Origin of the sequence: Marinobacter sp. LQ44 (assembly GCF_001447155.2) — a bacterium.
GTDB lineage: Bacteria > Pseudomonadota > Gammaproteobacteria > Pseudomonadales > Oleiphilaceae > Marinobacter.
Map to the genome: position 1 here is coordinate 900,757 of NZ_CP014754.1, position 23,412 is coordinate 924,168.

Annotated in this window: 22 protein-coding genes; 2 read left to right on the forward strand and 20 right to left on the reverse strand. The window is 53.8% G+C overall.

Translation table 11 applies throughout. The features are described 5' to 3' along the window. Positions 1 to 105: 105 nt before the first annotated feature. Together sbcB and ASQ50_RS04250 are read right to left on the reverse strand one after the other, a co-directional pair. Complete coding sequence (gene sbcB, locus ASQ50_RS04245) at positions 106 to 1,554, reverse strand: exodeoxyribonuclease I (RefSeq protein WP_058089982.1); 1,449 nt, start codon at positions 1,552 to 1,554, stop codon at positions 106 to 108. A 46-nt stretch (positions 1,555 to 1,600) separates the two neighbouring features. Beyond that, the gene (locus tag ASQ50_RS04250; protein ID WP_058089981.1) at positions 1,601 to 2,494 is read right to left on the reverse strand and encodes a DUF6160 family protein; all 894 of its coding nucleotides are present in this window, start codon (positions 2,492 to 2,494) and stop codon (positions 1,601 to 1,603) included. Positions 2,495 to 2,864: 370 nt separating this feature from the next. Here ASQ50_RS04250 and ASQ50_RS04255 point away from each other — a divergent pair, with 370 nt between their 5' ends. After that, positions 2,865 to 3,893, forward strand: a complete 1,029-nt coding sequence (locus ASQ50_RS04255) for a response regulator (protein WP_058089980.1) — start codon at positions 2,865 to 2,867, stop codon at positions 3,891 to 3,893. 2 nt (positions 3,894 to 3,895) lie between these two features. Further along, entirely contained in the window at positions 3,896 to 4,852 is a 957-nt protein-coding gene (locus tag ASQ50_RS04260) for a GGDEF domain-containing protein (protein ID WP_058089979.1), read from the forward strand. A 61-nt stretch (positions 4,853 to 4,913) separates the two neighbouring features. On the opposite strand, the gene ASQ50_RS04265 is transcribed toward ASQ50_RS04260, so the two are convergent. The 18 genes from ASQ50_RS04265 to ASQ50_RS04355 form a co-directional block, all read right to left on the reverse strand. Further along, on the reverse strand, positions 4,914 to 6,029 hold the full coding sequence (locus ASQ50_RS04265) for a Fic family protein (protein ID WP_058089978.1): 1,116 nt from the start codon (positions 6,027 to 6,029) through the stop codon (positions 4,914 to 4,916). Positions 6,030 to 6,144: 115 nt separating this feature from the next. Then, positions 6,145 to 7,368 (reverse strand): type II toxin-antitoxin system HipA family toxin, encoded by a 1,224-nt coding sequence (locus ASQ50_RS04270; RefSeq protein WP_058089977.1) that lies wholly within the window; start codon positions 7,366 to 7,368, stop codon positions 6,145 to 6,147. Continuing rightward, on the reverse strand, positions 7,365 to 7,622 hold the full coding sequence (locus tag ASQ50_RS04275; protein WP_058089976.1) for a helix-turn-helix domain-containing protein: 258 nt from the start codon (positions 7,620 to 7,622) through the stop codon (positions 7,365 to 7,367). The genes ASQ50_RS04270 and ASQ50_RS04275 overlap by 4 nt, the downstream gene beginning before the upstream one ends. Positions 7,623 to 7,740: 118 nt before the next feature. Beyond that, a complete protein-coding gene (locus ASQ50_RS04280) occupies positions 7,741 to 8,109 on the reverse strand; it encodes a histone-like nucleoid-structuring protein, MvaT/MvaU family (RefSeq protein WP_058089975.1) in 369 nt (122 codons plus the stop codon). 210 nt (positions 8,110 to 8,319) lie between these two features. Next, positions 8,320 to 9,582: a Vi polysaccharide biosynthesis UDP-N-acetylglucosamine C-6 dehydrogenase TviB gene (gene tviB / locus ASQ50_RS04285; protein ID WP_058089974.1), complete on the reverse strand. Its 1,263-nt coding sequence runs from the start codon at positions 9,580 to 9,582 to the stop codon at positions 8,320 to 8,322. Positions 9,583 to 9,679: 97 nt separating this feature from the next. Next, positions 9,680 to 10,429 carry a type II toxin-antitoxin system HipA family toxin gene (locus tag ASQ50_RS04290; RefSeq protein ID WP_058089973.1) on the reverse strand — a complete coding sequence of 250 codons (750 nt, stop codon included), beginning with the start codon at positions 10,427 to 10,429 and terminating at the stop codon, positions 9,680 to 9,682. After that, a complete protein-coding gene (locus ASQ50_RS04295) occupies positions 10,426 to 10,698 on the reverse strand; it encodes an XRE family transcriptional regulator (protein ID WP_227510301.1) in 273 nt (90 codons plus the stop codon). Before ASQ50_RS04295 ends, ASQ50_RS04290 begins: the two co-directional genes overlap by 4 nt. 129 nt (positions 10,699 to 10,827) lie before the next feature. Continuing rightward, on the reverse strand, positions 10,828 to 12,483 hold the full coding sequence (locus tag ASQ50_RS21340) for an MBL fold metallo-hydrolase RNA specificity domain-containing protein (protein WP_227513259.1): 1,656 nt from the start codon (positions 12,481 to 12,483) through the stop codon (positions 10,828 to 10,830). 24 nt (positions 12,484 to 12,507) lie between these two features. Beyond that, positions 12,508 to 14,442: a polysaccharide biosynthesis protein gene (locus tag ASQ50_RS04310; RefSeq protein ID WP_058089970.1), complete on the reverse strand. Its 1,935-nt coding sequence runs from the start codon at positions 14,440 to 14,442 to the stop codon at positions 12,508 to 12,510. Next, positions 14,439 to 14,996, reverse strand: a complete 558-nt coding sequence (locus ASQ50_RS04315; RefSeq protein ID WP_058089969.1) for a sugar transferase — start codon at positions 14,994 to 14,996, stop codon at positions 14,439 to 14,441. Before ASQ50_RS04315 ends, ASQ50_RS04310 begins: the two co-directional genes overlap by 4 nt. A gap of 71 nt (positions 14,997 to 15,067) precedes the next feature. Continuing rightward, positions 15,068 to 16,006 (reverse strand): UDP-glucose 4-epimerase family protein, encoded by a 939-nt coding sequence (locus tag ASQ50_RS04320; RefSeq protein WP_058089968.1) that lies wholly within the window; start codon positions 16,004 to 16,006, stop codon positions 15,068 to 15,070. Further along, positions 15,999 to 17,183, reverse strand: coding sequence for a glycosyltransferase (locus ASQ50_RS04325; protein WP_058089967.1), 1,185 nt, complete (start codon positions 17,181 to 17,183; stop codon positions 15,999 to 16,001). Before ASQ50_RS04325 ends, ASQ50_RS04320 begins: the two co-directional genes overlap by 8 nt. A 9-nt stretch (positions 17,184 to 17,192) precedes the next feature. Further along, complete coding sequence (wecB, locus tag ASQ50_RS04330; protein ID WP_058089966.1) at positions 17,193 to 18,323, reverse strand: non-hydrolyzing UDP-N-acetylglucosamine 2-epimerase; 1,131 nt, start codon at positions 18,321 to 18,323, stop codon at positions 17,193 to 17,195. Between the two features lie 17 nt (positions 18,324 to 18,340). After that, on the reverse strand, positions 18,341 to 19,459 hold the full coding sequence (wbjC, locus tag ASQ50_RS04335; RefSeq protein ID WP_058089965.1) for a UDP-2-acetamido-2,6-beta-L-arabino-hexul-4-ose reductase: 1,119 nt from the start codon (positions 19,457 to 19,459) through the stop codon (positions 18,341 to 18,343). A gap of 3 nt (positions 19,460 to 19,462) precedes the next feature. Beyond that, complete coding sequence (locus ASQ50_RS04340) at positions 19,463 to 20,497, reverse strand: polysaccharide biosynthesis protein (RefSeq protein ID WP_058089964.1); 1,035 nt, start codon at positions 20,495 to 20,497, stop codon at positions 19,463 to 19,465. A gap of 61 nt (positions 20,498 to 20,558) precedes the next feature. Next, the gene (locus tag ASQ50_RS04345) at positions 20,559 to 21,989 is read right to left on the reverse strand and encodes a hypothetical protein (protein ID WP_156509973.1); all 1,431 of its coding nucleotides are present in this window, start codon (positions 21,987 to 21,989) and stop codon (positions 20,559 to 20,561) included. Between the two features lie 36 nt (positions 21,990 to 22,025). Further along, the gene (locus ASQ50_RS04350) at positions 22,026 to 22,673 is read right to left on the reverse strand and encodes an HAD family hydrolase (RefSeq protein ID WP_058089962.1); all 648 of its coding nucleotides are present in this window, start codon (positions 22,671 to 22,673) and stop codon (positions 22,026 to 22,028) included. Next, positions 22,670 to 23,410 (reverse strand): 3-deoxy-manno-octulosonate cytidylyltransferase, encoded by a 741-nt coding sequence (locus tag ASQ50_RS04355; RefSeq protein WP_076657138.1) that lies wholly within the window; start codon positions 23,408 to 23,410, stop codon positions 22,670 to 22,672. Before ASQ50_RS04355 ends, ASQ50_RS04350 begins: the two co-directional genes overlap by 4 nt. Between the last annotated feature and the right edge of the window lie 2 nt (positions 23,411 to 23,412).

Below are 23,412 nucleotides of genomic sequence, written 5' to 3' on the forward strand. Positions count from 1 at the left end.
TGCTCAATTATAACCCAATTCAGCAACAATCCCGGATTCCTCGAATTTGGGGTCAGACCCCCGGACATTTGGCCGCATCAAATGTCTTGGGGTCTGACCCCAATTTTACATGTAGGGGATGAGGGATTCGCCGTAGAGGTGGAGGTCTTCCAGGATCTGCTGCTTCTGGGGGGTGAGTTCCGGGTCGGCGGCGAGTTTTTGCAGGATGCGGCCGTACTCTTCGAGGGAGCGCCAGCCTTTCTTGGGATGCATCAGGCGTTGGCTGCGAAATTCTTCCCAGCGTTCCATGTCTTCGCCGCTCAGGGTGCCCGGGTAATTGCGGGCGCGGTAGCGGAATAGCATGTCTGGCAGGCGTGCGTCTTCGAAGCTCACGTCTTGCTCGCCCAGGGTATCTGCCGGCTGGGTTAACAGCCAGTTCAGTTTCTCCCGATCGGTTTTGCTGATGAAGCCACCGGCGTAGAGTTGTTCGTCCGGGTCGGTCAGGTCGCTGCCGGCGAAATCCTGCTCGAAGGCTTGAGCGATGCGGCCTGGCAGGTCTGGCGCTTGCCGCAGTTTGGCCAGGTTGGCGCGCAGCACGTCGCCATCCAGCTCCAGTTCCGCCAGCCGTTCCGGCGACAGGGTTGACAGCATGTTGGCCGGGGCCAGCACCGGGCACTTGTTCAATTGCACACCTTTCAAGGGGAAGCGGCTAACGCCCTCACCCAGCTCTGCCTGTGACGTAAATACCCGCTCACGAATCTGCTCCACGGTGGCGTTGATCAGTTCAGTGGGGTCTTCCCGCAGGTCGTACACAATCACCTGGTTCTTGTTGCTCAGACTTTCCGCCACCGGCGCCACCAGGGCGCAGCACCCACGGGTGGCCGGGTACTTGGCAGAAATATGGAACACCGGTTTCATGGCGGCGGTGTCCAGCATTTGCCGGGCGGAGTGCTTGTCTTTGTTGTTCAGCACAAACTCAAACAGCTTGGGCTGCTTCTCTTTGATCAGCTTGGCCACGGCGATGGTGGCCAGCACGTCAGACATAGCATCGTGGGCTGCCTCGTGGGCAATGCCGTTAGCCACCGTCAATTCTTCCAGCTTGAAGCTGGGGCTGCCGTCTTCTTTCTTCGGCCAATTGATGCCTTCCGGGCGCAGGGCGTAGGTCAGGCGCACCATGTCGATGATGTCCCAACGGGAGTTGCCGTTCTGCCATTCCCGGGCGTAAGGATCACGCAGGTTTCGGTACAGGGTGTGGCGGGTGACTTCGTCATCAAAACGCAGGCTGTTGTAGCCCACGGCGCAGGTGCCGGGCTGGCTGAAGGCTTCGTTGATCTGGGCGATGAATTCCGCTTCCGGAAAGCCGTCTTCCAGCGCTTTCTGCGGAGTAATACCAGTAATCAAACAGGCTTCCGGGGAAGGCAGGTAATCGTCTGTCGGCTTGCAGAAGATCACCAACGGATCTTCGATCACGTTCAGATCGGCATCGGTGCGAACGCCGGCGAACTGAGAGGGGCGGTCATGAACCGGGTCCACACCGAAGGTTTCGTAATCGTGCCAGTAGAAAGAACGGATCAAGGGAGCACTCCTGCCAAACGGATCAATGGCAGGAGTCTACCAAAATTCAAAACAACTTCGTCCCCATATCCACCTGATGGGTCCGCAACCGGTCTACACCCTCACCCGTTAACTGGCTCAAGTCCACTGTCATATTCGTCGGCAGGTTGATAAACACCCCCTTACCCACGCTGATGGTATTGGCGCCATCCAGGCTTTGCCAGTCAACATTCTCATCACGCTGGAACCCGATGAAAAAGCCATCGGTGAAGGCTACCTCGCCCTCTGCCGCACCTTCGTCACCCACAATGATGGAACGCAGGTTGGTGAGCGGCGCGCAGTTCACGCCAGAAACACAAGACAAGGGCTCATCGCCATTGGGCACAATACCAATGTGGGATGCGCGGTAATTCGTGGCTGTTTCACCGTCACCGGCAAACAATGCAGTATCGTAAATGGTGCCAGACTCTTCTTCCCGTACCTTCAGGCCGGGCATGGCGCCACTAAAGCTGGTGGTATGAGAAGACACCGAACCCCGCGCCTGCTGGAATCCCAAACGGAAGCCCGCCAGGCCCTGAGCATCTTCAGCCAGTTCGATATAAGGCCGCTGGGCCTCAAAGGGAATAACCTCACCTTCATTATAGGTTCGGCCATTGAATACTTCGCCGTCGGCACGGGCGATATGCCCTAGCGCCAGGTGGCTTGCTGAAAAATCGGTGCCGCCATCAATCTGGCCCACCTGAATATCATCCACATTGACTCGCGTTTCCACGTCCATACCCAGGGTCATCCGAGTGAAGTCATGGTTTTCGCCGGCAATGTTTTCTATTTGCATAAAGGCCTGCCCGGTCACCTCGCCCATTGCATCATCTGAAATGGGCTTAAGATCGGCCTGGGCAACGGGCGAAATACCCAGGCAGAACGTGGCAAGGGCAGCGTATCCATACGCTTGCGTCTTCATATTAGTGTCTCTGATTGTTTTTGTGAGTCAGTTTCCGACGCCGACTCATGCCGCCCGCTTATTTTGTTATTTCGGTGCTGGCATACGGTCATGTTATTCTATGTAACGTTTTGTGTCTTTTTGACCGTCACCAGACTATAACGGAGGCCCGCGCGTACATAGAGTGACCAAAATCACATTCACCCATTACGTAGATGTCATTTCCTCGTTAAGCATGATCGCCATCACAGGATTACACTTATCCTCACCTGCCCAAAGCACGGAAGAAACAATAACCAGCGCACCGGACATCAATGATGTAGCCTATAGATACACATCATCCGGCACTGCTATACTGAATCCCTCTACCCATGGCACTGATCAACCACCGATGTCTACCCAGATCCTGATTTGCGATGACTCCGCCCTCGCCCGCAAGCAAATGGCCCGGGCACTGCCTGCTGGCCTGGCGGATGACATCCGGTTCGCCACCAACGGCGAAGAGGCCCTGCAAATTCTTCGCGGCCACAAAGCCGAGCTTCTGTTTCTGGATCTCAACATGCCAGAGATGGACGGCTATCAGGTACTTGAGCATATCCGCAAGGAAGACCTCCCGGTCCTCACCATTGTGGTCTCCGGCGACATTCAGCCGGAGGCCCGGGAACGCGTTCGTAAACTGGGTGTCATCGACTTCATCAAAAAGCCCACAGACACCGGCCTTGTTACCAGGTTGCTCGAAGAGTACGGCTTCTACCGCCCCGGCAAATTGGAAACCGCAGCGCTGAAGGATTCCTCACTGCGCAGCACCGTCAGCAAAGCCCGGGAAATCTCCGTCAGCCTGAACGACTACCTGCAGGAGATTGCCAACGTGGCCATGGGCCGCTCGTCTGACCTCCTGGCCCGGCTACTCAGGGTGTTCGTAAAGCAGCCGATCCCGAAAGTGGCGTTTATCGCCAATTCCGAACTGCATATGGCCATCTCCGCTGCCCAGCAAGGCGAAGCTTACTCCGCCGTGTGCCAGGGATTTACCGGCGCCGGTCTTGCGGGCGAGGCACTGCTGTTGTTCGAAGACGCCAGCTTTCAGGAAATGGCGGAACTGCTGCATTACGATGTGGTCGAGGGCGAATCCGTTAACGTGGAAGTGTTGATGGACATGTCCAGCATCCTCTTCGGCGCCTTCCTGAACGGCATTGGCGATCAGCTGGATCTGAAACTTGGCCTGGGCCATCCCAGCGTTCTGGGCCAACATCGCCCCATCAACGAACTGCTGGAACACCACAGCAATCGGGAAGAACAACTTCTTTGTATTGAAATCAGCTACGCCATCGAAAACCGCGACATCCATTGCGATATGCTGATTCTGTTCACCGAAGACTCGGTGCCCTTCCTCGAAAAACGCCTCGAATACCTGGTGGATTGACCATGGCCTTTCAGAACCCCGAAGCAGGCGCCTTTCACTGGCTGGTAGACATGCTCGAATCGGTCGAGGTAGGCCTCGTGGTGCTGGACCTCGATTTCCGCGTGCAGGCCTGGAATGGCTTTATGGAGCATCACAGCGGCATTACCGGCAGCCAGATCCAGAACAAAGTCCTGTTCGACGTGTTTCCGGACATCCCGCAAGCATGGCTTACCCGCAAAGTCGATGCCGTCGCCATGCTCAACACCCGGGCGTTCACCTCCTGGGAGCAGCGCCCCTACCTGTTCAAATTCCGGAACACCCGGCCCATCACCGGCACCGAAGAGTACATGTTCCAGAACCTCACCATCAGCCCGCTAACCGGCACCAACGGTGAGGTCGACAAGATCTGCCTGCTGATTTACGACGTGACCGAATTCGCCAGTAGCAAGCGGGCCCTGGAGCGGGCCAACGAACAGCTTGCCAAACTGAGCATGACAGACCGCCTGACCGGCCTGCTCAACCGTGGCACCTGGGAAAACCTGGTAGACGCGGAATACGAACGCTATCGCCGCTACGGCCAGGCCACCAGCCTGGTGATGTTCGACATCGACCACTTCAAACCGGTCAACGATAACTACGGCCACCTGGCCGGCGACGAGGTCATCCGCCACACCGCCCAGACCACCCGCAATAACATCCGCCAATCCGACAGCGCCGGCCGCTACGGTGGCGAAGAGTTCGGCATCATCCTGCCGGAAACCGACGCAGAGAATGCCCGCATCATCTGCGAACGCATTCGCGAAAGCATCGAAAAAAGCACCGTGGAAACCAGCGCCGGCAACATCACCTACACCATCAGCATGGGCATCGCCCAACTCACCGACGAGCCGGAGAACTATATGCAGTGGATGCAGAAGGCGGATGAGGCGCTGTATGCGGCCAAGGAGAGTGGGCGAAATAAGGTGGTGGTTGGGGAGTGATTTTTGGGGTCAGACCCCCGGACATTTGAGGCGGTCAAATGTCTTGGGGTCTGACCCCAAATTATAGAGTCAGTTGATAGCGGGCGTAGCGCCCTTTGCTTTGGATGGGAGCTAGTACATCCTGGGCGACCAGGTTCTGAAGGTCGCGGGTAGCGGTGGCTTTGGAGCAGCGTGTCAGGTTCTGGTATTTCTTTGCGTTGATTCCACCCTCAAAACCGGGAGCATCGTGCCCGTGCATTTTACGAATCAGCTTCAACTGTCTGTCGCTCAGATTACGGTTGTTCAGCGAATCCCAGAAGCGTGCCTTTTTAACCACATACTGGATAACCTGGATGCTGCCGTCCAAAGCCTCAACAACCCGCTCACCAAACCAGTTCACCCACGGCGTTACATCCAGAGTCTCTTTTGAGGCTGCATTCAATTGCTGGTAATAGGCTTTCCGATGTTTACTTAGCACCGTCGCCAGGCTCATCATCAACGGCTGCTCTAACATCTGTGAAACTGCCACATCGGCAACCGCCCGGCCTACCCTGCCATTACCGTCTTCATAAGGATGGATAGTTTCAAACCAGAGATGAGCAATCGCAGCACGGGCCACACCAGGCAACTCCAGCGAATCGTTATTGAACCAATCCAGAAACACCTTCATTTCCGTCGGCACCCTCGACGACGGCGGCGCCTCGAAATGCACTGTGGGATTGTGAATAGCACCCGAGACTATCTGCATAGCATCAGAGTGCATGCGCCACTGCCCAGGTGCTGTTCGCACCCCCGAAAACGGGCTTGAACCGGCCTCAGGGAGAACCAACTTGTTCCAATGGTGCAATCGCTGCTCCGTTAGAGCTTCACCATAAAGGTCCATCACCTCGAGAATGACAGCCGAGATACCCGCTGCGACCGGGTCATGCACCGCAACCTTCTCATCCGGTTTCAAGAAATGATTCTTGATGGAACTGCGCACATCTTCGCGATTGAGCGCCTCACCCTCAATGGCACTGGTCTCAATGGCAGCACTCACAAGAAGATCCAGCCTTGCCTCGCTTCCGAGATCCTCCGGAACAACCGACATCGCCCCCAGAATTCTCTGGGAGGCCGCCAGCGCTTTCTGCGTCCAAAATTCCGCTTCTGCATGATCAAAGCGAAAGTGCGGCCAGTCTTTCAGTTCCCAGGTATACATTGCGTGAGCCATTGAAATAAGTTTATCGGCTCATATTATGAGATTTTCTGAGCCGAAGGAAGCGCTCTATCGGCTCAACAGCGCTTGGGGTCAGACCCCAGAACATTTCGGGTGGTCAAATGTCTTGGGGTCTGACCCCAAAAGTGATTTCGTGGCTGCTTGCGCGGAAGGTTTGGGACATGGTGGTGCCTACCTGAGTGAAGGCGGGTGTCTTGGTTGTGTACGAGTCTATCTGATCAGCAATCTCAGTGAGTTTTTGCGCCAATAACTCAAGATCTGTGCTTACCTCAGCCGTTGTCAGGCCACAGGATTGGCGGGCGAAGTTTTTCAAGTAACTCAAAGGCCACCATACCTTCCGGCCAGACAGGGTCAGCGCAGGTACATCACGCTTCAGGTAGGGCGTGGTAGAAACAATGTCGTAGGTGGGTGCCAACCAGCGTTCACCAAACGGCTCGCAATACAACAAGCCAAAGTTCTTCAGATGGGCATCTCCATTGCGTACGGCCCATGAGAGCAGTACAGACCTGAATAACCAGCGCAAGCCTTCACGGCGGTGTTGCGGGGAGAGAAATAGCGATAATGTTTTAGCCAGCTTCTCATAACTACCAGAATACTTATCCTCAGGCAGCAATCCTTGCAGAACACAGGCATCTTCAAAACCCAACCAAGAGCCATCCGGCCGACGGTCAAAACGAGACATGATGAACAACCGGCCATTATCAGAAAGATAGAAATCCGGTACCGGCAACCCGAACTCCCGAGCCACAGTCATGCAAAAGTACTCATTGGCTGCCAATTGCGGATAGTCATCGCCCCAGGTCTTTACAATGTAGCCTTCGGTGCGAAGCGTCGATTTTTCAGAAATAGAGGCCGGCACCAAAACCTTCGGTTGCACGCCGGAAACGCCTGAACGAAGGGCGTACTTTTCAACGAGTTCCTCAAACAACGAGTCGTCCTTGGCAGCCAGCAACCTGCCCAACGATTCGCCTTGGTGCTCATCACCCATCCCTGCAAAATCATCAGCCGTCACGACCACTCGACCAACCTGATGCCGACCCAGTGTTGCCAGCACCGTCAGATCCCCGGAGCCATAAAGCTTGGCAACATGCTTTCTGATGATGTCGCCCAAATAGCCCTCAGGCAGATTCTGGGCAAAGATCGGATGCACGCCATCGAAAGCATAAGACGCCTCACTCACCGGCATGGTCACCGACACTGCAGACTGCTCGGGCACACGTTCGCGATACACAAACACCGATGGTTCCGGCCGCTCTGGTGAAGACAAGTCACCCACAACACTGCCAGATACCTCTACCCTTGCCCGGCGAACAGAAGTCATTCCAGCCCCCGTTCATTATCTCTCTGAAGGTCTTTTAACGTCGGCAATCCCCCCATAGCACGCACCGAAAACTCCAACCCCAGAACAGCAAGTAACCGTTCCAGTTTGGCATAGCCCATTTCCGGAAGGTGCTGATTCTCCAGTTTCGATAGGGTTGTCCGGTCAACGCCCGCCAGGTCAGACAAAGCCTGCATGGACAAGCCTGCGCGTTTGCGCTCTTTTCTGATAAACGGACCAAGTTCGAGAAGGGTCATGTGGATATACTCTACATTCCGACGAATATCTTCTAGATTGTAGCGTATATTCACAACTTGGCGAAAAGAATAGGCGGCGTAAACGAAATCGGGCCGCTGATTCCGCGGCCCGATTCAATCAATCCTGCTGCCAGCTTTGAACAGCTTCCTTACCGTGCTTTTCACGCCACTCGTTCAGAGTTTTGTGGTTACCGCCACGGGTTTTAACCACTTCACCGGTGTGCGGGTTCTTGTAGGTTTTCATCGGGCGCTTGGCGCGGGTACCGGTTGAAGCATCCGCTTTGGCGCCTGCAATCGAGGGGTCAATCGCCGCCAGAATCTGCAGAACATCCTTGGGAGATTTGTCATATTCCTTCATCAAAGCACGAACCTTGTTTTCAAATTCCAGTTCGCCTTTCAGTGCCTGGTCCTTCTCGAGCTGTTCCAGCTCAGCGGCCAGCTTTTCCATCAGCTGTTTCTTCTGGTAGTAATCGTTAATCTTTGCCATGGAAATAAAACCTTATTCGATGGGTTTTAATAAAATATTGAATATGACGAGAAGTCGCGACCAATCATAATAAACAATTCACAAATTGGCAAAATAAAACGCTTACAGCCCATTAATAAAAAAGCCCGACAACAATGCCGGGCTTTTCAATTTGGGGTCAGACCCCGATACATTTCATGCCATCAAATGTCTTGGGGTCTGACCCCAATTTTATAGGCGCAGGTCTGCATGCCCCAACGGCAATATACCTTTCAAATCAAACAGCACACCGTTGCCATTGGTATAACCACGTAATTCATCCGCATTCAAAGCCGCGTATTCCCTGTGCGGAACGGCCAGCAAGACAGCGTCATAGTTTCCTTTCGCCGGCTCTGGTACCAATGAAATACCATATTCATGCTCTGCTTCGGCATTATCTGCCCAGCAATCGGTAACATCCACCTGGCAGCCATAATCCTGAAGTTCGCGCACCACATCAATCACACGGGTATTGCGCAGATCCGGGCAATTTTCTTTAAAGGTAAAGCCCATAATCAACACCCGGGAACCCGCAATGGTGTGGCCTTTTTTAATCATTGCCTTCACCAGGACCGAAGCAGCATAAGGCCCCATATTGTCATTTACCCGACGGCCGGCCAGAATAATCTCCGGGTTATAGCCGATGGCCTGGGCTTTATGGGTCAGATAATACGGGTCCACCCCAATACAATGCCCTCCCACCAGGCCGGGTTTAAACGGCAGGAAGTTCCATTTAGTTCCGGCGGCGGCCAATACTTCATTGGTGTCAATCTTCAAACGAGCAAAGATCATCGACAACTCATTCATCAAGGCAATGTTCAAATCCCGCTGGGTGTTTTCAATCACCTTGGCGGCTTCCGCGACCTTAATGGAACTGGCCTTGTGGGTGCCGGCGGTGATGATATCCGCGTATAAGGCATCCACTTCCTCAGCAATCTCCGGCGTGGAGCCAGACGTCACCTTCATAATGGTCGTCACCCGGTGCTCTTTATCGCCCGGGTTGATCCGCTCGGGGCTGTAACCGGCGAAGAAATCCTGGTTGAACACCAGGCCAGACAGCTTCTCCAACACCGGCACACACACCTCTTCGGTGGCACCCGGGAACACCGTGGATTCGTAAATAACAATGTCACCCTTCTTCAACACCTTGCCCACACTCTCACTGGCCTTCACCAGCGGCGTCAGGTCCGGGCTTTTGTATTCATCAATGGGCGTAGGTACCGTCACAATATAGATCTGGCAATCGGCAATGCCCTCCAGCGAATCCGTAAACGACAAATGCTTTGCCGCCGCCAACTCATCCGCAGACACCTCACGGGTAAAATCCACCCCATCCTTCAGCTCGGCAATGCGCTTGCTGTTGATATCAAAACCAACCACCTCGCGCTTTTCACCAAAGGCCGCTGCCAAAGGCAAGCCCACATAGCCCAGGCCAATAACACCAATCCTTTTCATGAATCCTCCAATTTTGGGGTCAGACCCCAAGACATTTTGATCGGTCAAATGTTCTGGGGTCTGACCCCATTATTTGATGTTCTGCTGATAGGCTTGATCAAGCTGCTGATGGATAAGCCCTGGCGCCCGATGCCTCGGGAGCCGGCAGCAACTGCCAGCGGGGAGGCTGCAATCCCGCGCGTTCTGCCAATGATAGATAAACCGCCTCACACAACCCTTCTTCATGGCCTAGTGGCAGATTGGCAGAGGTAAACTTAACCAGCCAGGCTTCATCACCAGCGATGGGCCGGGTGCGACACACGCCGTACTCCCCTTCAGCAAAATACAGTTGCGCCTTGGGCCGCGCACCTGCGGAGCTTCCGGCGGCAACCAGTTCGGCCAACACATCCGTCGTTTGCCCGTCGAATACGGCCTGCGCCTGAAGCCCAAGCTCTGCTGTTTCAATCAGCTTGTCATCCGCTACCGGCGCAAATTCCGCCACCGGCGTATAACTCAGTGCACCGGTGCCCGTAGCGCCCACAAAAGCCAGCCTGTCCATCGGCGTTACCTGAGCTGGCAGAATACCCTGCTGACGAAACACCCGGTCCATCAACAGTAACCCCCAGCCATCAGGCAGAGAATCCGCGAACACCCCCGGCAGCCCGCCATGGGGATCGCGGGGAGCCAGCTGCACCGTCGCATCCCACTTCAATGCAAAGGGCGACAACGGGCTGAACCTGGCCAGGTAATCTGCATCGTACTGAAAGAATACGCCTTGCCGGTTCTGCGCCAGGCCACCAACCAGGGCCCGCTGCCCATCGCTGAACGTGCGCCAAACCGCTAACTGGCGAACCGGGGCAAAGCTCACTGGGCAAGCACCTCATCCAGTGAACGCGGCATAGGCTTTTGCTCCGCGCTCGTCAAATCCTGAAACCGATGAAGATCATCCACGCACTGCCACAACAGTAAAAACTGCCGTAATGAAATCTGCCCCGTGGTTTCAAATTTCTTGATGGTCGGTGCCGGCACAGTACTGCGCTCCGCAAGCACCGCCCGCGACCACTTCAAGGCCTTCCGCCGCTCCTGCACGTACGCCGCCAAGGCAACCTGTACATCCCGCCCTGAAATCAGATTCACAGAGATACCTCCATATCCAAAAGCCAGTTAATTATATCAAATTGGATACAGTGGTATCTATTTTAAATTGGGGTCAGACCCCAAGACATTTTGATCGGTCAAATGTTCTGGGGTCTGACCCCACATCTGTTAGTTCGGTATCAACACTGCAGCCTCAGGCACGCTATCACGCAACTTCCCCTGTAAAGCCCGCTTCGCCGCCTCATCCCCATGCACAATCCGAATCTCGCTGGGCGGTTGTGGAATGCCCTCCACAAAGCGCAGCAAATCCTCCTGCCCGGCGTGGGCGGAATAGCCGCCTACAGTGTGCACCTGGGCGCGGATGTCGTAGCGTTCGCCATCCAGCTCTACCCAACCGCCGCGGGGGCCATAAGTCAGGATATTGCGGCCCGGGGTGCCCGCAGCCTGATAGCCCACAAACAACACATCGTTGCGGGCATCGCCCAGCATCGCTTTCAGATAATTTACCACCCTGCCGCCGGCGCACATACCGGAACCTGCAATCACCACACAGGGGCGGTGAGATTTGGCCAGATATTCGACGGCGTTGAGGTGGTCTTCGTGGGAATTGATAACGGTAAGCTGTTCGAAAGAAAGCGGGTGTCGGCCGGCGGCCACCAGGGCACGGGCTTCTTCGTCCCAGAAGGGTTTGAGGTCTCGGTAGATTTTGGTGAACTCGGCGGCCAGGGGGGAATCGACGACGATTTCCAGATTGCTCCAGGTCAGAGACTCGCTACGGGGTCTGCTACCAGGCCCGCTACGGGGTCTGTCCCCCTGGGGACTGACCCCAAACGCACCAAGTTTCGAGTTTGCCGCTGGCAGAAGGGTGGGGTCTGACCCCAAGGGGTCAGACCCCTTTGTAGCCTGCGGAATTTCTTTATCTCCAAACTCCGCAATCAGCCCCTCAATCTCATACAACAACTCCTGAGTACGCCCAATACTGAACGCCGGTATCAACACCGTACCGCCGTCTTCCAACGCATGCTCCAGAACCGCCTTCAGCCGATAACGCCGCGTTTCCCGGTCTTCGTGGTTCTTATCGCCGTAAGTACTCTCAATCACCAGGCGATCAGCACGCTCCGGGGGCGCGGGCTCCGGCAGCAACGGGGAATGGGGCGCGCCGAGATCACCGCTGAACACAATACGCTCAGCCGCCGTGCCAGACACTACATCACACTCCACATAAGCCGAACCCAGAATATGCCCTGCCCTCTGCAGGCGCACCTTCAAACTCCCCACTTCCTCCTCAAACACCGAATGCCAGCGGCCATACGGCAGCGGCACCACCCTCGCCCTGATCAGCTCCAAAACACGGTTAATCAAACCCCGATCCCGAGTGAAGCCAATCTTCAGGGCATCTTCCAGGATTTCCGGGAGCATGATGGCGGAAGGTTCGGAGCAGATGATGGGGCCGTCAAAGCCGGCGGCGAGCAGGTAGGGAATGCGGCCCACGTGGTCGATGTGCACGTGGGTGACCACCAGGGCGCGAATGTGGTCGATGGGGAAATCGATGGTGAGATCGGCGGCGGAGGAGCCTCGGGATTCTTCCTGGCCCTGGAACAGGCCGCAGTCTATTAGGATGCCAGCTGTGGAGATCGCCTCAGGCAGAAGGGTGGGGTCTGACCCCAAAGGGTCAGACCCCTTTGTAGCCGGCGGTGTTTGGTGCAGCCCCGAGAGGTCAGCCCCCTTTGTAGACTGAGAGCCTTTTGTAGCCTGCGACATTCGGAGTTCGTGGCACGAGCCCGTTACGCCATTCACGGCGCCGTGGTGAAGAATTTTGATCATGCAACAATCCTTGTTGTGACAACATCAGTTCAGGTGCAACACCTTGCCCTCATTGGCGGCTGGCGGAGTGTTCTGCACACCATTACACCAAACCAGATCCGCCGTATCTCCGTTCGGGGTATAACCGGTCTTGGCTTCCTTGAGAATCTGTATAACACGCTTACAGTCGAAGGCATGGCTGGCTTGAGTCAATGCGGAAAGCAGCTCTTCAACCTGCCCCCAAGGCAACGAAACCTCGCGGGCCATCATAATTCTTGGATGAGACGTACCCTGAGGGTCGTCACCTATTAGCAACTCTTCGTACAGTTTCTCTCCAGGCCGGAGGCCTGTGTAGACAATTTCGATATCCCCGTCCGGGCGCTCCTCGGTTTTCTCTGTCAGCCCCATCAGGTGAATCATCTTACGGGCAAGGTCGGCGATTTTCACGGGCTCGCCCATGTCTAACACAAACACTTCACCACCCTGCCCCATACTGCCGGCCTGCAACACTAACTGGCTGGCTTCGGGAATGGTCATGAAATAGCGGATGATATCCGGGTGGGTCACCGTCAATGGCCCACCGTCACGGATCTGGCCACGGAACAATGGCACCACGGAGCCAGATGAACCCAACACATTTCCAAACCGCACCATGGAAAATACCGTTTCACTTTGGCGCTGAGCCAGGCCCTGTAACACCAACTCTGCCAATCGCTTACTGGCTCCCATGACATTGGTGGGGCGCACGGCCTTATCCGTAGAGATCAGAACAAAGCGCTCCACGCCCGAAGCAATGGCCGCTTCCGCCACGTGGAAGGTACCGAACACGTTGTTCTGAATGCCTTCGATGACATTGTGCTCCACCAAAGGCACATGCTTATAAGCTGCAGCGTGATAAACCGATTGCACCCCAAACGCCCGCATCACGGTTTCACACCGGCGGCGATGCAACACACTGCCCAGCAACGGCTGAATCTCTACCCCCAGGTTCTCCACCTGGTTGGTCACCGTTAACTCGCGCTCGATGTTGTACAGCGAAAACTCACTCTGTTCGAACAGCACCAATCGCTTGGGCTTATGCCGTAGAATCTGCCTGCACAACTCTGAACCAATAGAACCACCGGCGCCCGTTACCATCACAGACTTGCCATACAAGCTCTCAGACACCACCGCTGCATCCGGGCGCACGGCATCCCGCCCCAGCAAATCTTCCAGCTCCAGGTCACGGATATCGTTAATACGCGCCTGGCCGGCCACCAACTCGGTCATGGACGGCACCGTTTGCACCGGTACCTCTAACGCCTCCAGCGTGTGCAGTAAGCGCTTGCGGTCTACACCGGAGTCCGAATCCAGTGCCAATAAAATACGGCGAACGCCATATTTGGCGATATTCTTCGCCACCAAATTAATGCTCACAACGGGCAGGCCATCAATCATCGTTTTATGGTGGCTCTTGTCAAACGTCACAAACAGTACCGGGCGGTACTCCGTGCCCTGTCGAAGTGCAGACGCCAAGGCAATACCTGTTTCCCCGGCCCCAACAATCGCTACCGCTTCCTTATTACGCTGCCCGGGATGATTAACCAGCATACGCACACCCATCCGGGTACCGCTCACAAACAAAAACGCCAAAGAACCATAGATAATAGGCACAGACCTGGGCACTGGCACCTGCAGCATATAGCCCAGAATAATCAGCGCCACCGCCGAGGAAACCACTCCATAAACAATGGTTAGAAACGCCTTATCACCCAAAAACCGGATAACCGCCCGGTAAAGCCCCAACCGAATAAAAACGGCAATGGTAAACACTACCGTTATAGCGGCAACGATCAAATGCCCCCTGCTGGGAATCCACAACTCCTGCTCCAGCCGCAGAGCGAACGCAGCCCAGATGGCAAAAAACAGAACCACCATATCCGAGGCAACGGAAATGATGCGCTTTTGAACCCTGGGAAGATTGAGAAACCTGTTGATCATTGTGAATCCTTCACCCGGTCCCCCGCCCCTTTGCCAGTGACGGTTTGCAAGATATACCGAAAATAACTGACAAGGTTGAGCCCTGCCAGCATACGCGCGTCTGTTTCCGCCAGTAATTGCGGAGTCGACATATCAATCTCATTCACCTGGGCCAGCCCGGTGATGCCCGGCCGGGCCTGCAGAACCCCTCGTTGCTCACGCTCCGCAATCAATTCTTCCTGGTTGAACAGGCACGGCCTTGGCCCAACCAAACTCATCTCTCCCTTCAACACGTTCCACAACTGGGGCAGTTCATCCAGCTTGGTGCGGCGTAAAAACTTTCCGAAAGGCGTGATGGCCTCTGAGCTGGCCAAATGGCTGGCTACCGAAGCCGTGTCTTTTTTCATGGTGCGGAATTTCACCAACACAAACGGCTTTTTGTGCCGACCTACCCGTTCCTGCCTGAAAATAGGCGAGCCGGTGTCAAACAGCCCAATTATTGTCAGCAGCAGCAACACCGGCAATCCCAGAAACAACCCAATCAAAGAAAAAACCAGATCAAAAAACCGAATCACAACGACCGCCCATCATCAGGATTAGAAACCAAGTATCGAACATTTCACGCTTTTACGCTGCGGGGGAACAATTAATCCACCCGAACCGCTCTCGCCAAGCCTTCCTCAACTGAAACAGGCGGCTGCCAGCCAAGTATTTCCCGGGCTTTGGAGATATCCACCTGTAAAGAGCCAAGCAGGCGTTGTGCCACTGCCCTTTTTCCAAGCATCGAGGCACCCAGCATCAGGAAGCCGGCCGGTACAGGGAGTAACCAGGCAGATTTTCCCATAGCATTGGCGACGCCCCGCAATAACTCCGTGGTCGACAAGTCCTGCCCATCACCGGCCAGAAAAACCTGATTTGCTGCGGCCGGATTGTCGACACAGGTAACAATAAGATCCACCAGATTATCCAAGGCTACAAGTGAACGTTTATTACCAACTGCACCAAGCGGGAGAGGCAGCCCTTTTTCCATCAGGCGGATCATGCTGGCAAAGTTGCCTTTCACGCCCGGCCCGTATACCAGCGGTGGGCGAATGATCACCAGCTCCATGCCGGTTTCCGCAGACAGCGCCTGAAGCTGCTGCTCGGCCTCGTACTTCGAAATTCCGTAAGGATCCTCCGGAGCAGGCGCAACATCTTCCGTAAACGGATTTCCCGGCAACGTTTGCTCGCCATTTACCTTGATGGAACTGACAAATACAAAACGCTTAACGCCCGATTCCGCCGCATGTCTGGCGAGGTTCAACGTTCCGTCCACATTGACCTTTCGGTACTCGGCCAACGGGTCTTGGGTATCGTCATTCATGATATGAGCGCGGGCAGCACAGTGAACCACAACATCAACCGAGCCAAGCTTATTCCCCAATGCTCCGAGCTCGCTGAAAGAGGAAACCTTAACTGTCTCCACGGGCAAATCCACTTCGCTACGGCCGACAGCGAACACTTCTCGATGCTCACTCAGCAACCGTTTAATAAGTGCAGAGCCAACAAAGCCGCTTCCACCGGTAACCAGCAAACGCTTATTCACACATCGCCCCTTTCACAAAACATTCTTCCAGCCGCTCAAGAAACCGATCAAAACTCAGCGACTGGCGAAGGCTGTCACGATCCCCAGCGAACGCCTCTGCAGTAATCTCACCGCGCTCAATCGCCCTGAAAGTCTCAACAACAGAGCCAACCGAAGGTGGAACAACCACCCCTAAACCATTACCGGACACCCATTGCGAGACACTGGTTTGCTCTCCACAAATCGCCATTACCGCAGCGCCAGAAAACACATAGGACGATGATTTGCTGGGAAACGCATAACGAGTGACCTCATCTTCAATCGGCAAAAGCGCCCATTCATAGTCACAATTCAGCTGGGCCGCTTCCGTTGCCGAAACCTGTCCCAGGTAATCAACCTGTGAGAAGCGACCTGCAAGCGCCTTGATCTCCGGCCCAAAAACACCGCCGCCTGCAAAAGCAAATTTCAGTTTGCCGCCGTTTTCAAGGTATTGGGTGATTGCATCGACAAGTAACGGAATACGCTGAAGCCTTCCGGCATTCCCGCAGAAAGACATTCCTTGTACCCGGTCGGTACGGGAAATCACCTCATCAAACGAGACTGCTGGATTGCTGATAACGTAAACCGGCACCTCTGTGCGAGAGCGCTTTCGAATCTCTTCCGCCATTTCATCGGTAATGGTGATCAGTGCCTGCGCATGGCGCATCGTAACACCATCCATCCAGCGCAGCAGTCGATATACCAACGGCTGTACCTTCATCACCACCTTGGCTGCTTCCGGATGAATATCCTGCAAATGGTAAACGTACCGTGCGCCAAACAGCCGGGCATAGAGCATCACAACGAAAGGCACCAGAACGGGGGGATCTGTTGATACATAGACGTTTTTCGGGCGGGTGCGTAGCAGGGCATAGATAACCCAGCACATGAAATAAACCGAATCCAAAGCACGCACCAGAATACCGCTAGAGGAGTTAGACCAGGCCTTGCCCGGCAGAAACTCAACGCCTTCTCCCCGTTTACTCTCGGCAAGATGCATTCTGATACCCACATGATCCTGCAGGATAACCGACACGGAATAAGAGCCAGCCAGTTTTTCAGAAAACCGCAAAAGCGCTTCACCAATGACCGGATATATGGGCCAAAAACTGCGATTAATAATGGCGATATCACGCCGACCGGAATGAGTTGTTGTCATGCAGGGCGCTCAGTACTGCTTCCAAACCGTCTGCATCACATAATCCCGATAGCTGTGGATTATCCGAACCACCTTTTCAGCCACATTTGGCATGCTGTAGTCCTCCACCAACCGCATAGAGCGCTGGTCACCCCTGCCCTGATTGTCGAGAATCGCCAGGCCCTGCAACACGCGTTCCGTGCTCAGCCCCACCATCATGGCAGCGGCTTCTTCCATGCCTTCCGGGCGTTCGTGGGCTTCACGAATGTTCAGGGCCGGGAAGTTGAGGATGGACGCCTCTTCGCTGATGGTACCGCTGTCTGACAACACGGCCTTGGCACTCAGCTGTAACTTGTTGTAATCCTTGAAGCCCAGCGGTTTCAGGAGGCGAATATTCTGGTGGAACTGCACCCCCATGGCATCTACGCGCTTCTGGGTGCGCGGATGGGTGGAGACAATCACCGGGTAGCCGTACTGCTCTGCCACCGCATTCAGCGTATCTACCAGGGCCAGGAAGTTTTTGTCCGAATCCACGTTCTCTTCCCGGTGGGCACTCACCACAAAGAACTTGCCCTCCTCAAGCCCAAGACGGCCCAGAACATCAGACGCCTCAATGCCCTCACGGAAGTGGTTCAACACTTCAAACATCGGGCTGCCAGTTTTCACCACACGATCAGGCGGCAAGCCTTCCCGCAGCAGGTAATCCCGCGCAATGGTACTGTAGGTTAGATTGATATCGGCGGTGTGGTCGACAATGCGCCGATTGATCTCTTCCGGTACCCGCATGTCAAAGCAGCGGTTACCGGCTTCCATGTGGAAGGTGGGAATCTTACGGCGTTTGGCGGGAATTACTGCCATGCAGCTATTGGTATCCCCCAGCACCAGCAGGGCTTCAGGCTGAACCTCCGCCAGCACCTTGTCCACCGCGATAATCACGTTACCGATGGTCTCTGCGCCACTGGCACCGGCAGCACTCAGAAAATGATCCGGCTTGCGGATACCCAGATCCTGAAAGAAGATCTCATTCAGTTCGAAATCGTAGTTCTGGCCGGTGTGAACCAGAATGTGTTCGCAATACTCATCCAGTTTGGCCATCACCCTGGAGAGACGAATAATCTCTGGCCGGGTGCCAACCACGGTCATTACTTTGAGTTTTTTCATGGTAGTTCCAGATTCGTTCAGGCTTCGGTACCCACCGGGCACGCGAAAGTGTCCGGGTTTTGCCGGTCAAAAATTTCATTGGCCCAGAGCATACACACAAGCTCGTCTTCACCCACGTTAGTAATGTCGTGGGTCCAGCCCGGTACGGTTTCGACAATTTCGGGCCGGGTTCCGGAGGTATGTAACTCGTAGAACTCCCCGGTGATCATGTGGCGGAAACGGAAGCAGGCCTCACCTTTGATCACCAAAAACTTCTCTGTTTTTGAATGGTGATAGTGGCCGCCACGGGTGACACCGGGGTGAGCCGTAAAGAAGGAGAACTGGCCGGCGTCCGGGGTTTTCAACATTTCCACAAACACCCCGCGTTCATCGCCGTGCTGGGGTACCGTGTAAGTGAAGCTCTCTGGCGGCAGGTAACTTACGTAGGTGGAATACAATGCTCGCACCAGCCCGGTACCCACAGGCTCGGTAATCAGGTTATCCCGGGTAGCTTTGAAGCGGCTTAACTGGCTTGCCAACTCGCCTACAGTGATCTGGTAAACCGGCTCAACATCCACAAACGGACCGGACTGGGCCTCTCCCTCCAACACCCTGAGAAAGCTGGCAATAACATCGTCCACATACACCAGATTGATCACGGCATCCGGGTCATTAATCTGTACCGGCAAATCCCGAGCGATATTGTGGCAAAAAGTAGCCACCGCTGAGTTGTAATTGGGCCGCGCCCATTTTCCGAACACATTGGGCAGGCGATAAATATAGACCGGGTTACCATTGGCTTTATGTAGCGCCAGCAACGAATCTTCCGCCTCACGCTTGCTGGAGCCGTATTCGTTATCCCGCTCGGCCTGAATGGATGAGGTGTAAATGATCGGAACATTCCGACCGGTAGCCTTCACAGCGTTACACAAAGCCTGGGTCAAACCGGCGTTGCCGGTAGTAAACTCCACTGGGTCTTGCGGCCGGTTGATACCGGCCAGGTGTACAATCCAATCCACGCCGCCCAGAAGGCCTGCCAAGTCTTGCTCCGTGTGTTCCCGGGTGAAGGGAATCACCTCAAACCCACCTTTTTCCGCAAGGTGCAGTTGCAGGTTTTTGCCAATAAAACCGTTAGCGCCGGTTACCAGTACTTTCATCAGTCAGTCCTCCGGGCTCTGGTACTCACCCCGTTCCAGGGCTCGAATGAATTCAAGCTTTCGCAACAACGCTTGCATACCGGCAACGTCCAGCCGCTCGGTATTGTGGGAGTTGTAATCCTCCGTGTGGGAGATTTTCTCTTCCCCCTGCTCCACAAACTTACCGTAATTCAGATCACGCAAATCCGGCGGCACCCGGTAATACCCACCCAGATCCTCCGCACAGGCCATCTCCTCACGGCTCAGCAGCGCCTCAAACAGTTTCTCTCCGTGTCGAGTACCGATAACATTGATCGGATGGTCCGGCTGGCCGACTAGATCAGTCAATGCTCGGGCCAGCGTTTCGATAGTGGCTGCGGGCGCTTTCTGCACAAACAGGTCGCCATTGCTGCCGTGTTCAAAGGCGTACAGCACAAGATCCACCGCATCGGCCAGAGTCATCATGAAGCGGGTCATGTTCGGGTCGGTAATGGTGAGGGATTGTCCGGCGCGAATCTGGTCTACAAAGAGTGGAATAACCGAGCCACGAGAAGCCATCACGTTGCCGTAACGGGTGCCACAGATAACGGTTTTGTCTGGATTCACATTGCGGGACTTGGCCACCATTACCTTTTCCATCATCGCCTTGGAAATACCCATAGCGTTGATTGGGTATACCGCTTTGTCCGTACTAAGGCACACTACCCGCTTAACTTCATTCTGGATGGCCGCCTCCAGCACGTTTTCGGTGCCGATCACATTGGTTTTCACCGCCTCCATGGGATGAAACTCGCAGGAAGGCACCTGCTTGAGCGCTGCAGCGTGGAATATGAAATCCACCCCACGGGTAGCATTCAGAATGCTGTTGTAGTCCCGTACATCGCCAATATAAAACTTCAGCTTGGGGTTGGCGTAGCGCTTACGCATGTCGTCCTGTTTCTTCTCATCCCGGCTGAAGATGCGAATCTCTTCAATATCGGTATCAAGAAAGCGGCTGAGAACAGCATTTCCAAAAGAGCCGGTGCCACCGGTTATCAGCAAAATTTTATTACGAAACACTCTAATACCCCAAGGTCATGTATTTCCGAACTCCTAAACCTCGATCTGAAAACACTGACAATCAGAGAAGTTCCTGAAGTTCATCAAATGTAAAAGCTTTAAAAATATTCTCGGAACATAAGGATGGGAAAATCCTCATTACGTAAACCCGGTCTTTATCGCTAACCAATGAAGCGACCGCTTTTACCCCTCTTCTGGAGGCCTCTAGCAGTATTGTCGATTTTCTGGCAATACACACTGAGGAGCGCATAGCTTCGTCAAGATCTTCTATTTGTTCAACATTCGGAAAACGATGTTTATAATCACTTGCTGCTTCAAGAGGATGCAATTTAACAAAAACCGTAACACCTCTTTCAGTAAGCTCCTTTATAGTCTGATAGTTTACTTCAGGATCTCGAGGCTCCGTAAAAAAACAAACCCGTTCAATCGGTTCCGAAAACTTACTCTCACTATCAACACCGTACATTGCATCGACCACGGAACCTACATAAAGAAACTTATCTTCGTCGTACAACCTGTTTAGAAAACTGGCGGCCTCCGGCGTAAAACAATAGAAAGTGGTACCCGCTAACCCACCAGGGAATCGAAACCCATATTCAAGCCCATGGGGCAAACAGACAAGCTCCTTTTTCTCTCGAGAACATACCCTGGTCTGAAGCAAAGCGAAGCGATCGTCTTTATCTCCTGTGTAAAAGACCGCGCGTGGAGACAACCGAACAACCTCATCCAGGCATGATTCGTAAACTGCTTTGTGTGCAATGCGTTTTACATAGCCCGGGAACAACGCAAGGGTACAAGAGTTCCCTAGCATAACTCTGCCGTCCTTTAGGAAATTTTGGATATCCCTTAATGCATGAAAAGCAGAGATTACGGATATTTTTAGAATATTCCCCCAACCCACAACCGAGTATATAGAAACCCCGGGAACACTGAGCCCACCGAAGTTATCGACAAGCGTCACTGCTGATACGGCTCTTTCTATACTTAGCCTACACTTCTGATAGGCGGCCTTAGATCTGATCAGAAAGACCGCTTGCCTATCAGCATCAAATGCTAACGTGCTATCAGGTTCTTTTCGTCTGACAAGATAGAATGGCAGAAGAAAAGCTAGGAAAATTATCGCAAAAAAGAAAAAAACAAATAGAAAAAATGATGAAACCGTCGTTAGAAGCCGGATTATTAGTGAAACCTGATGACCGATGTCAGCCTTGGCTTTAATAAAAAGGTTCTTATCGAGGAGCCGAGCAAAAAAACTAAACCGCGAGCGGTCGCTGGATTTCAGGAGCTCATAAAACTCTAGTAACCTGACATAATGGTAAAGAAAAATCTCATTAGAATAATCAGATTGACCTACAAAGTCATGGTCATTTAAGCGATCAATGAAGTCCTCCGTGTAGCAGGTATCGGTCGAAATACTTTCCATTTCTCCAGTAGCCTGGACACGCTTCAAACCCGAACGAGTAAGATACAAGCAACTCTTTTTATCTGCCAAAACAACACCAAATGACAAGTAAAGTTAGTACGGGCCTCATATCAAATCTCGCAAACTGGCTACAAAATCAACACTATGTTCGTCACAGTACGACTTCCATCCGGCAAACTCAGTCCACTGGTTGACAAAAATAAAATCCAACCCTGCGTTAACAGAAGCCTCGTGATCATATCGGCTATCTCCGATAAATAAGGCCGGCTTCACAATACGCCCTGCTCGTAACTCACGGGCCAGAATCTCATCTTTAGTATCGGGACTGCCATAGATACCGCCATCAAACAGATGATCCAAGCCTTTTTCAGAAAATACTTCCCGTAACTCAGCCTGGTCACCGCCAGAAACGATGAACCATGATGTTGAGGGGGTTTGTTCGCGCAACTCGAATAATCCGGAGTCTGCTTCGCATTCGATTAGGCCCTCGCGAACCTTGCGAGCGTATACATCAAGCAACTCCTCGAGGCCCGGCCCGATAGCATCCGGAGGCACAAGCTGATTCAGGAAATACTCAAACTTCCGGTAACGAGAGACACCACCATTCGCTACGTGATGATCAACCAACGCCTGTGCCGGGCCTTCGCCATAGGGCAGAGCCGCTTCATAAAAAGCCTTGGTTTTTACCTTATTCGAGTTCAGCACCACCCCGTCGCAGTCAAAAACCAGACTGCCATAACCTTCAGTATTCACAAACCATGCTTCCGTTTAAGGGCCACTTCTACGCCTGCGACATCCTCAGGAACATCCACAGCCAGGCTACCCGGCTGGGTTTCAATCATGAGGACGCGCTTGCCCAATTCCAGAAATCGCAGGATTTCAATATCTTCACAATGCTCGAGCTCACTTTTCCGCCCAAACTTACGAAAGGCATTAAGCTCATCGCCGGTAAATGCATAGATACAAACCTGTTTCTTATACTTTGCAGGTGCGTTATCAGGGTCTTTATAGCCTGGCAAAGCGACACGCGACATATAGACCAACTCGCCAGCCTCGTTGGTGATAACCTTGGGAATGTTGACGTTGCCAGGGTTTTCCTGGTCTGAGACCCAACTGTAACCGTTCACCACAGCATCTATATTCGCCGCCTTGGCCTCGCCTACACGGATAATATCGGACGGATTCACCAGTGGCTCATCCCCCTGCACATTGATGAAGATATCCGCTTCAATCTGTTCTGCCGCTTCAGCAAGCCTGTCGGTGCCTGTCAAAGCCCGCCCGCTGGTCATCACCGCTTGAAACCCAGCCGCGCCAACAACCTCCGCAATACGATTATCCTCAGTCGCTATATACACGTTCTCCGAGCCAACTGCCTTGGCAGAAAGCTCCGCCACCCACAGGATCATCGGTTTTCCGAGCAATGGTACAAGCGGCTTTCCCAGGTAGCGACTGGAAGCAAACCGGGCAGGGATAACAACGACTGTTCTCATGG

What these genes read in the sequence shown, in the direction of transcription:
- ASQ50_RS04250 (WP_058089981.1), bottom strand. Translation starts at nt 2,494, where the DNA reads ATGAAGACGCAAGCGTATGGATACGCTGCCCTTGCCACGTTCTGCCTG.
- ASQ50_RS04255 (WP_058089980.1), top strand. Translation starts at nt 2,865, where the DNA reads ATGTCTACCCAGATCCTGATTTGCGATGACTCCGCCCTCGCCCGCAAG.
- ASQ50_RS04260 (WP_058089979.1), top strand. Translation starts at nt 3,896, where the DNA reads ATGGCCTTTCAGAACCCCGAAGCAGGCGCCTTTCACTGGCTGGTAGAC.
- ASQ50_RS04265 (WP_058089978.1), bottom strand. Translation starts at nt 6,029, where the DNA reads ATGTATACCTGGGAACTGAAAGACTGGCCGCACTTTCGCTTTGATCAT.
- ASQ50_RS04270 (WP_058089977.1), bottom strand. Translation starts at nt 7,368, where the DNA reads ATGACTTCTGTTCGCCGGGCAAGGGTAGAGGTATCTGGCAGTGTTGTG.
- ASQ50_RS04275 (WP_058089976.1), bottom strand. Translation starts at nt 7,622, where the DNA reads ATGACCCTTCTCGAACTTGGTCCGTTTATCAGAAAAGAGCGCAAACGC.
- ASQ50_RS04280 (WP_058089975.1), bottom strand. Translation starts at nt 8,109, where the DNA reads ATGGCAAAGATTAACGATTACTACCAGAAGAAACAGCTGATGGAAAAG.
- tviB (WP_058089974.1), bottom strand. Translation starts at nt 9,582, where the DNA reads ATGAAAAGGATTGGTGTTATTGGCCTGGGCTATGTGGGCTTGCCTTTG.
- ASQ50_RS21340 (WP_227513259.1), bottom strand. Translation starts at nt 12,483, where the DNA reads ATGATCAAAATTCTTCACCACGGCGCCGTGAATGGCGTAACGGGCTCG.
- ASQ50_RS04310 (WP_058089970.1), bottom strand. Translation starts at nt 14,442, where the DNA reads ATGATCAACAGGTTTCTCAATCTTCCCAGGGTTCAAAAGCGCATCATT.
- ASQ50_RS04325 (WP_058089967.1), bottom strand. Translation starts at nt 17,183, where the DNA reads ATGACAACAACTCATTCCGGTCGGCGTGATATCGCCATTATTAATCGC.
- wecB (WP_058089966.1), bottom strand. Translation starts at nt 18,323, where the DNA reads ATGAAAAAACTCAAAGTAATGACCGTGGTTGGCACCCGGCCAGAGATT.
- wbjC (WP_058089965.1), bottom strand. Translation starts at nt 19,459, where the DNA reads ATGAAAGTACTGGTAACCGGCGCTAACGGTTTTATTGGCAAAAACCTG.
- ASQ50_RS04355 (WP_076657138.1), bottom strand. Translation starts at nt 23,410, where the DNA reads ATGAGAACAGTCGTTGTTATCCCTGCCCGGTTTGCTTCCAGTCGCTAC.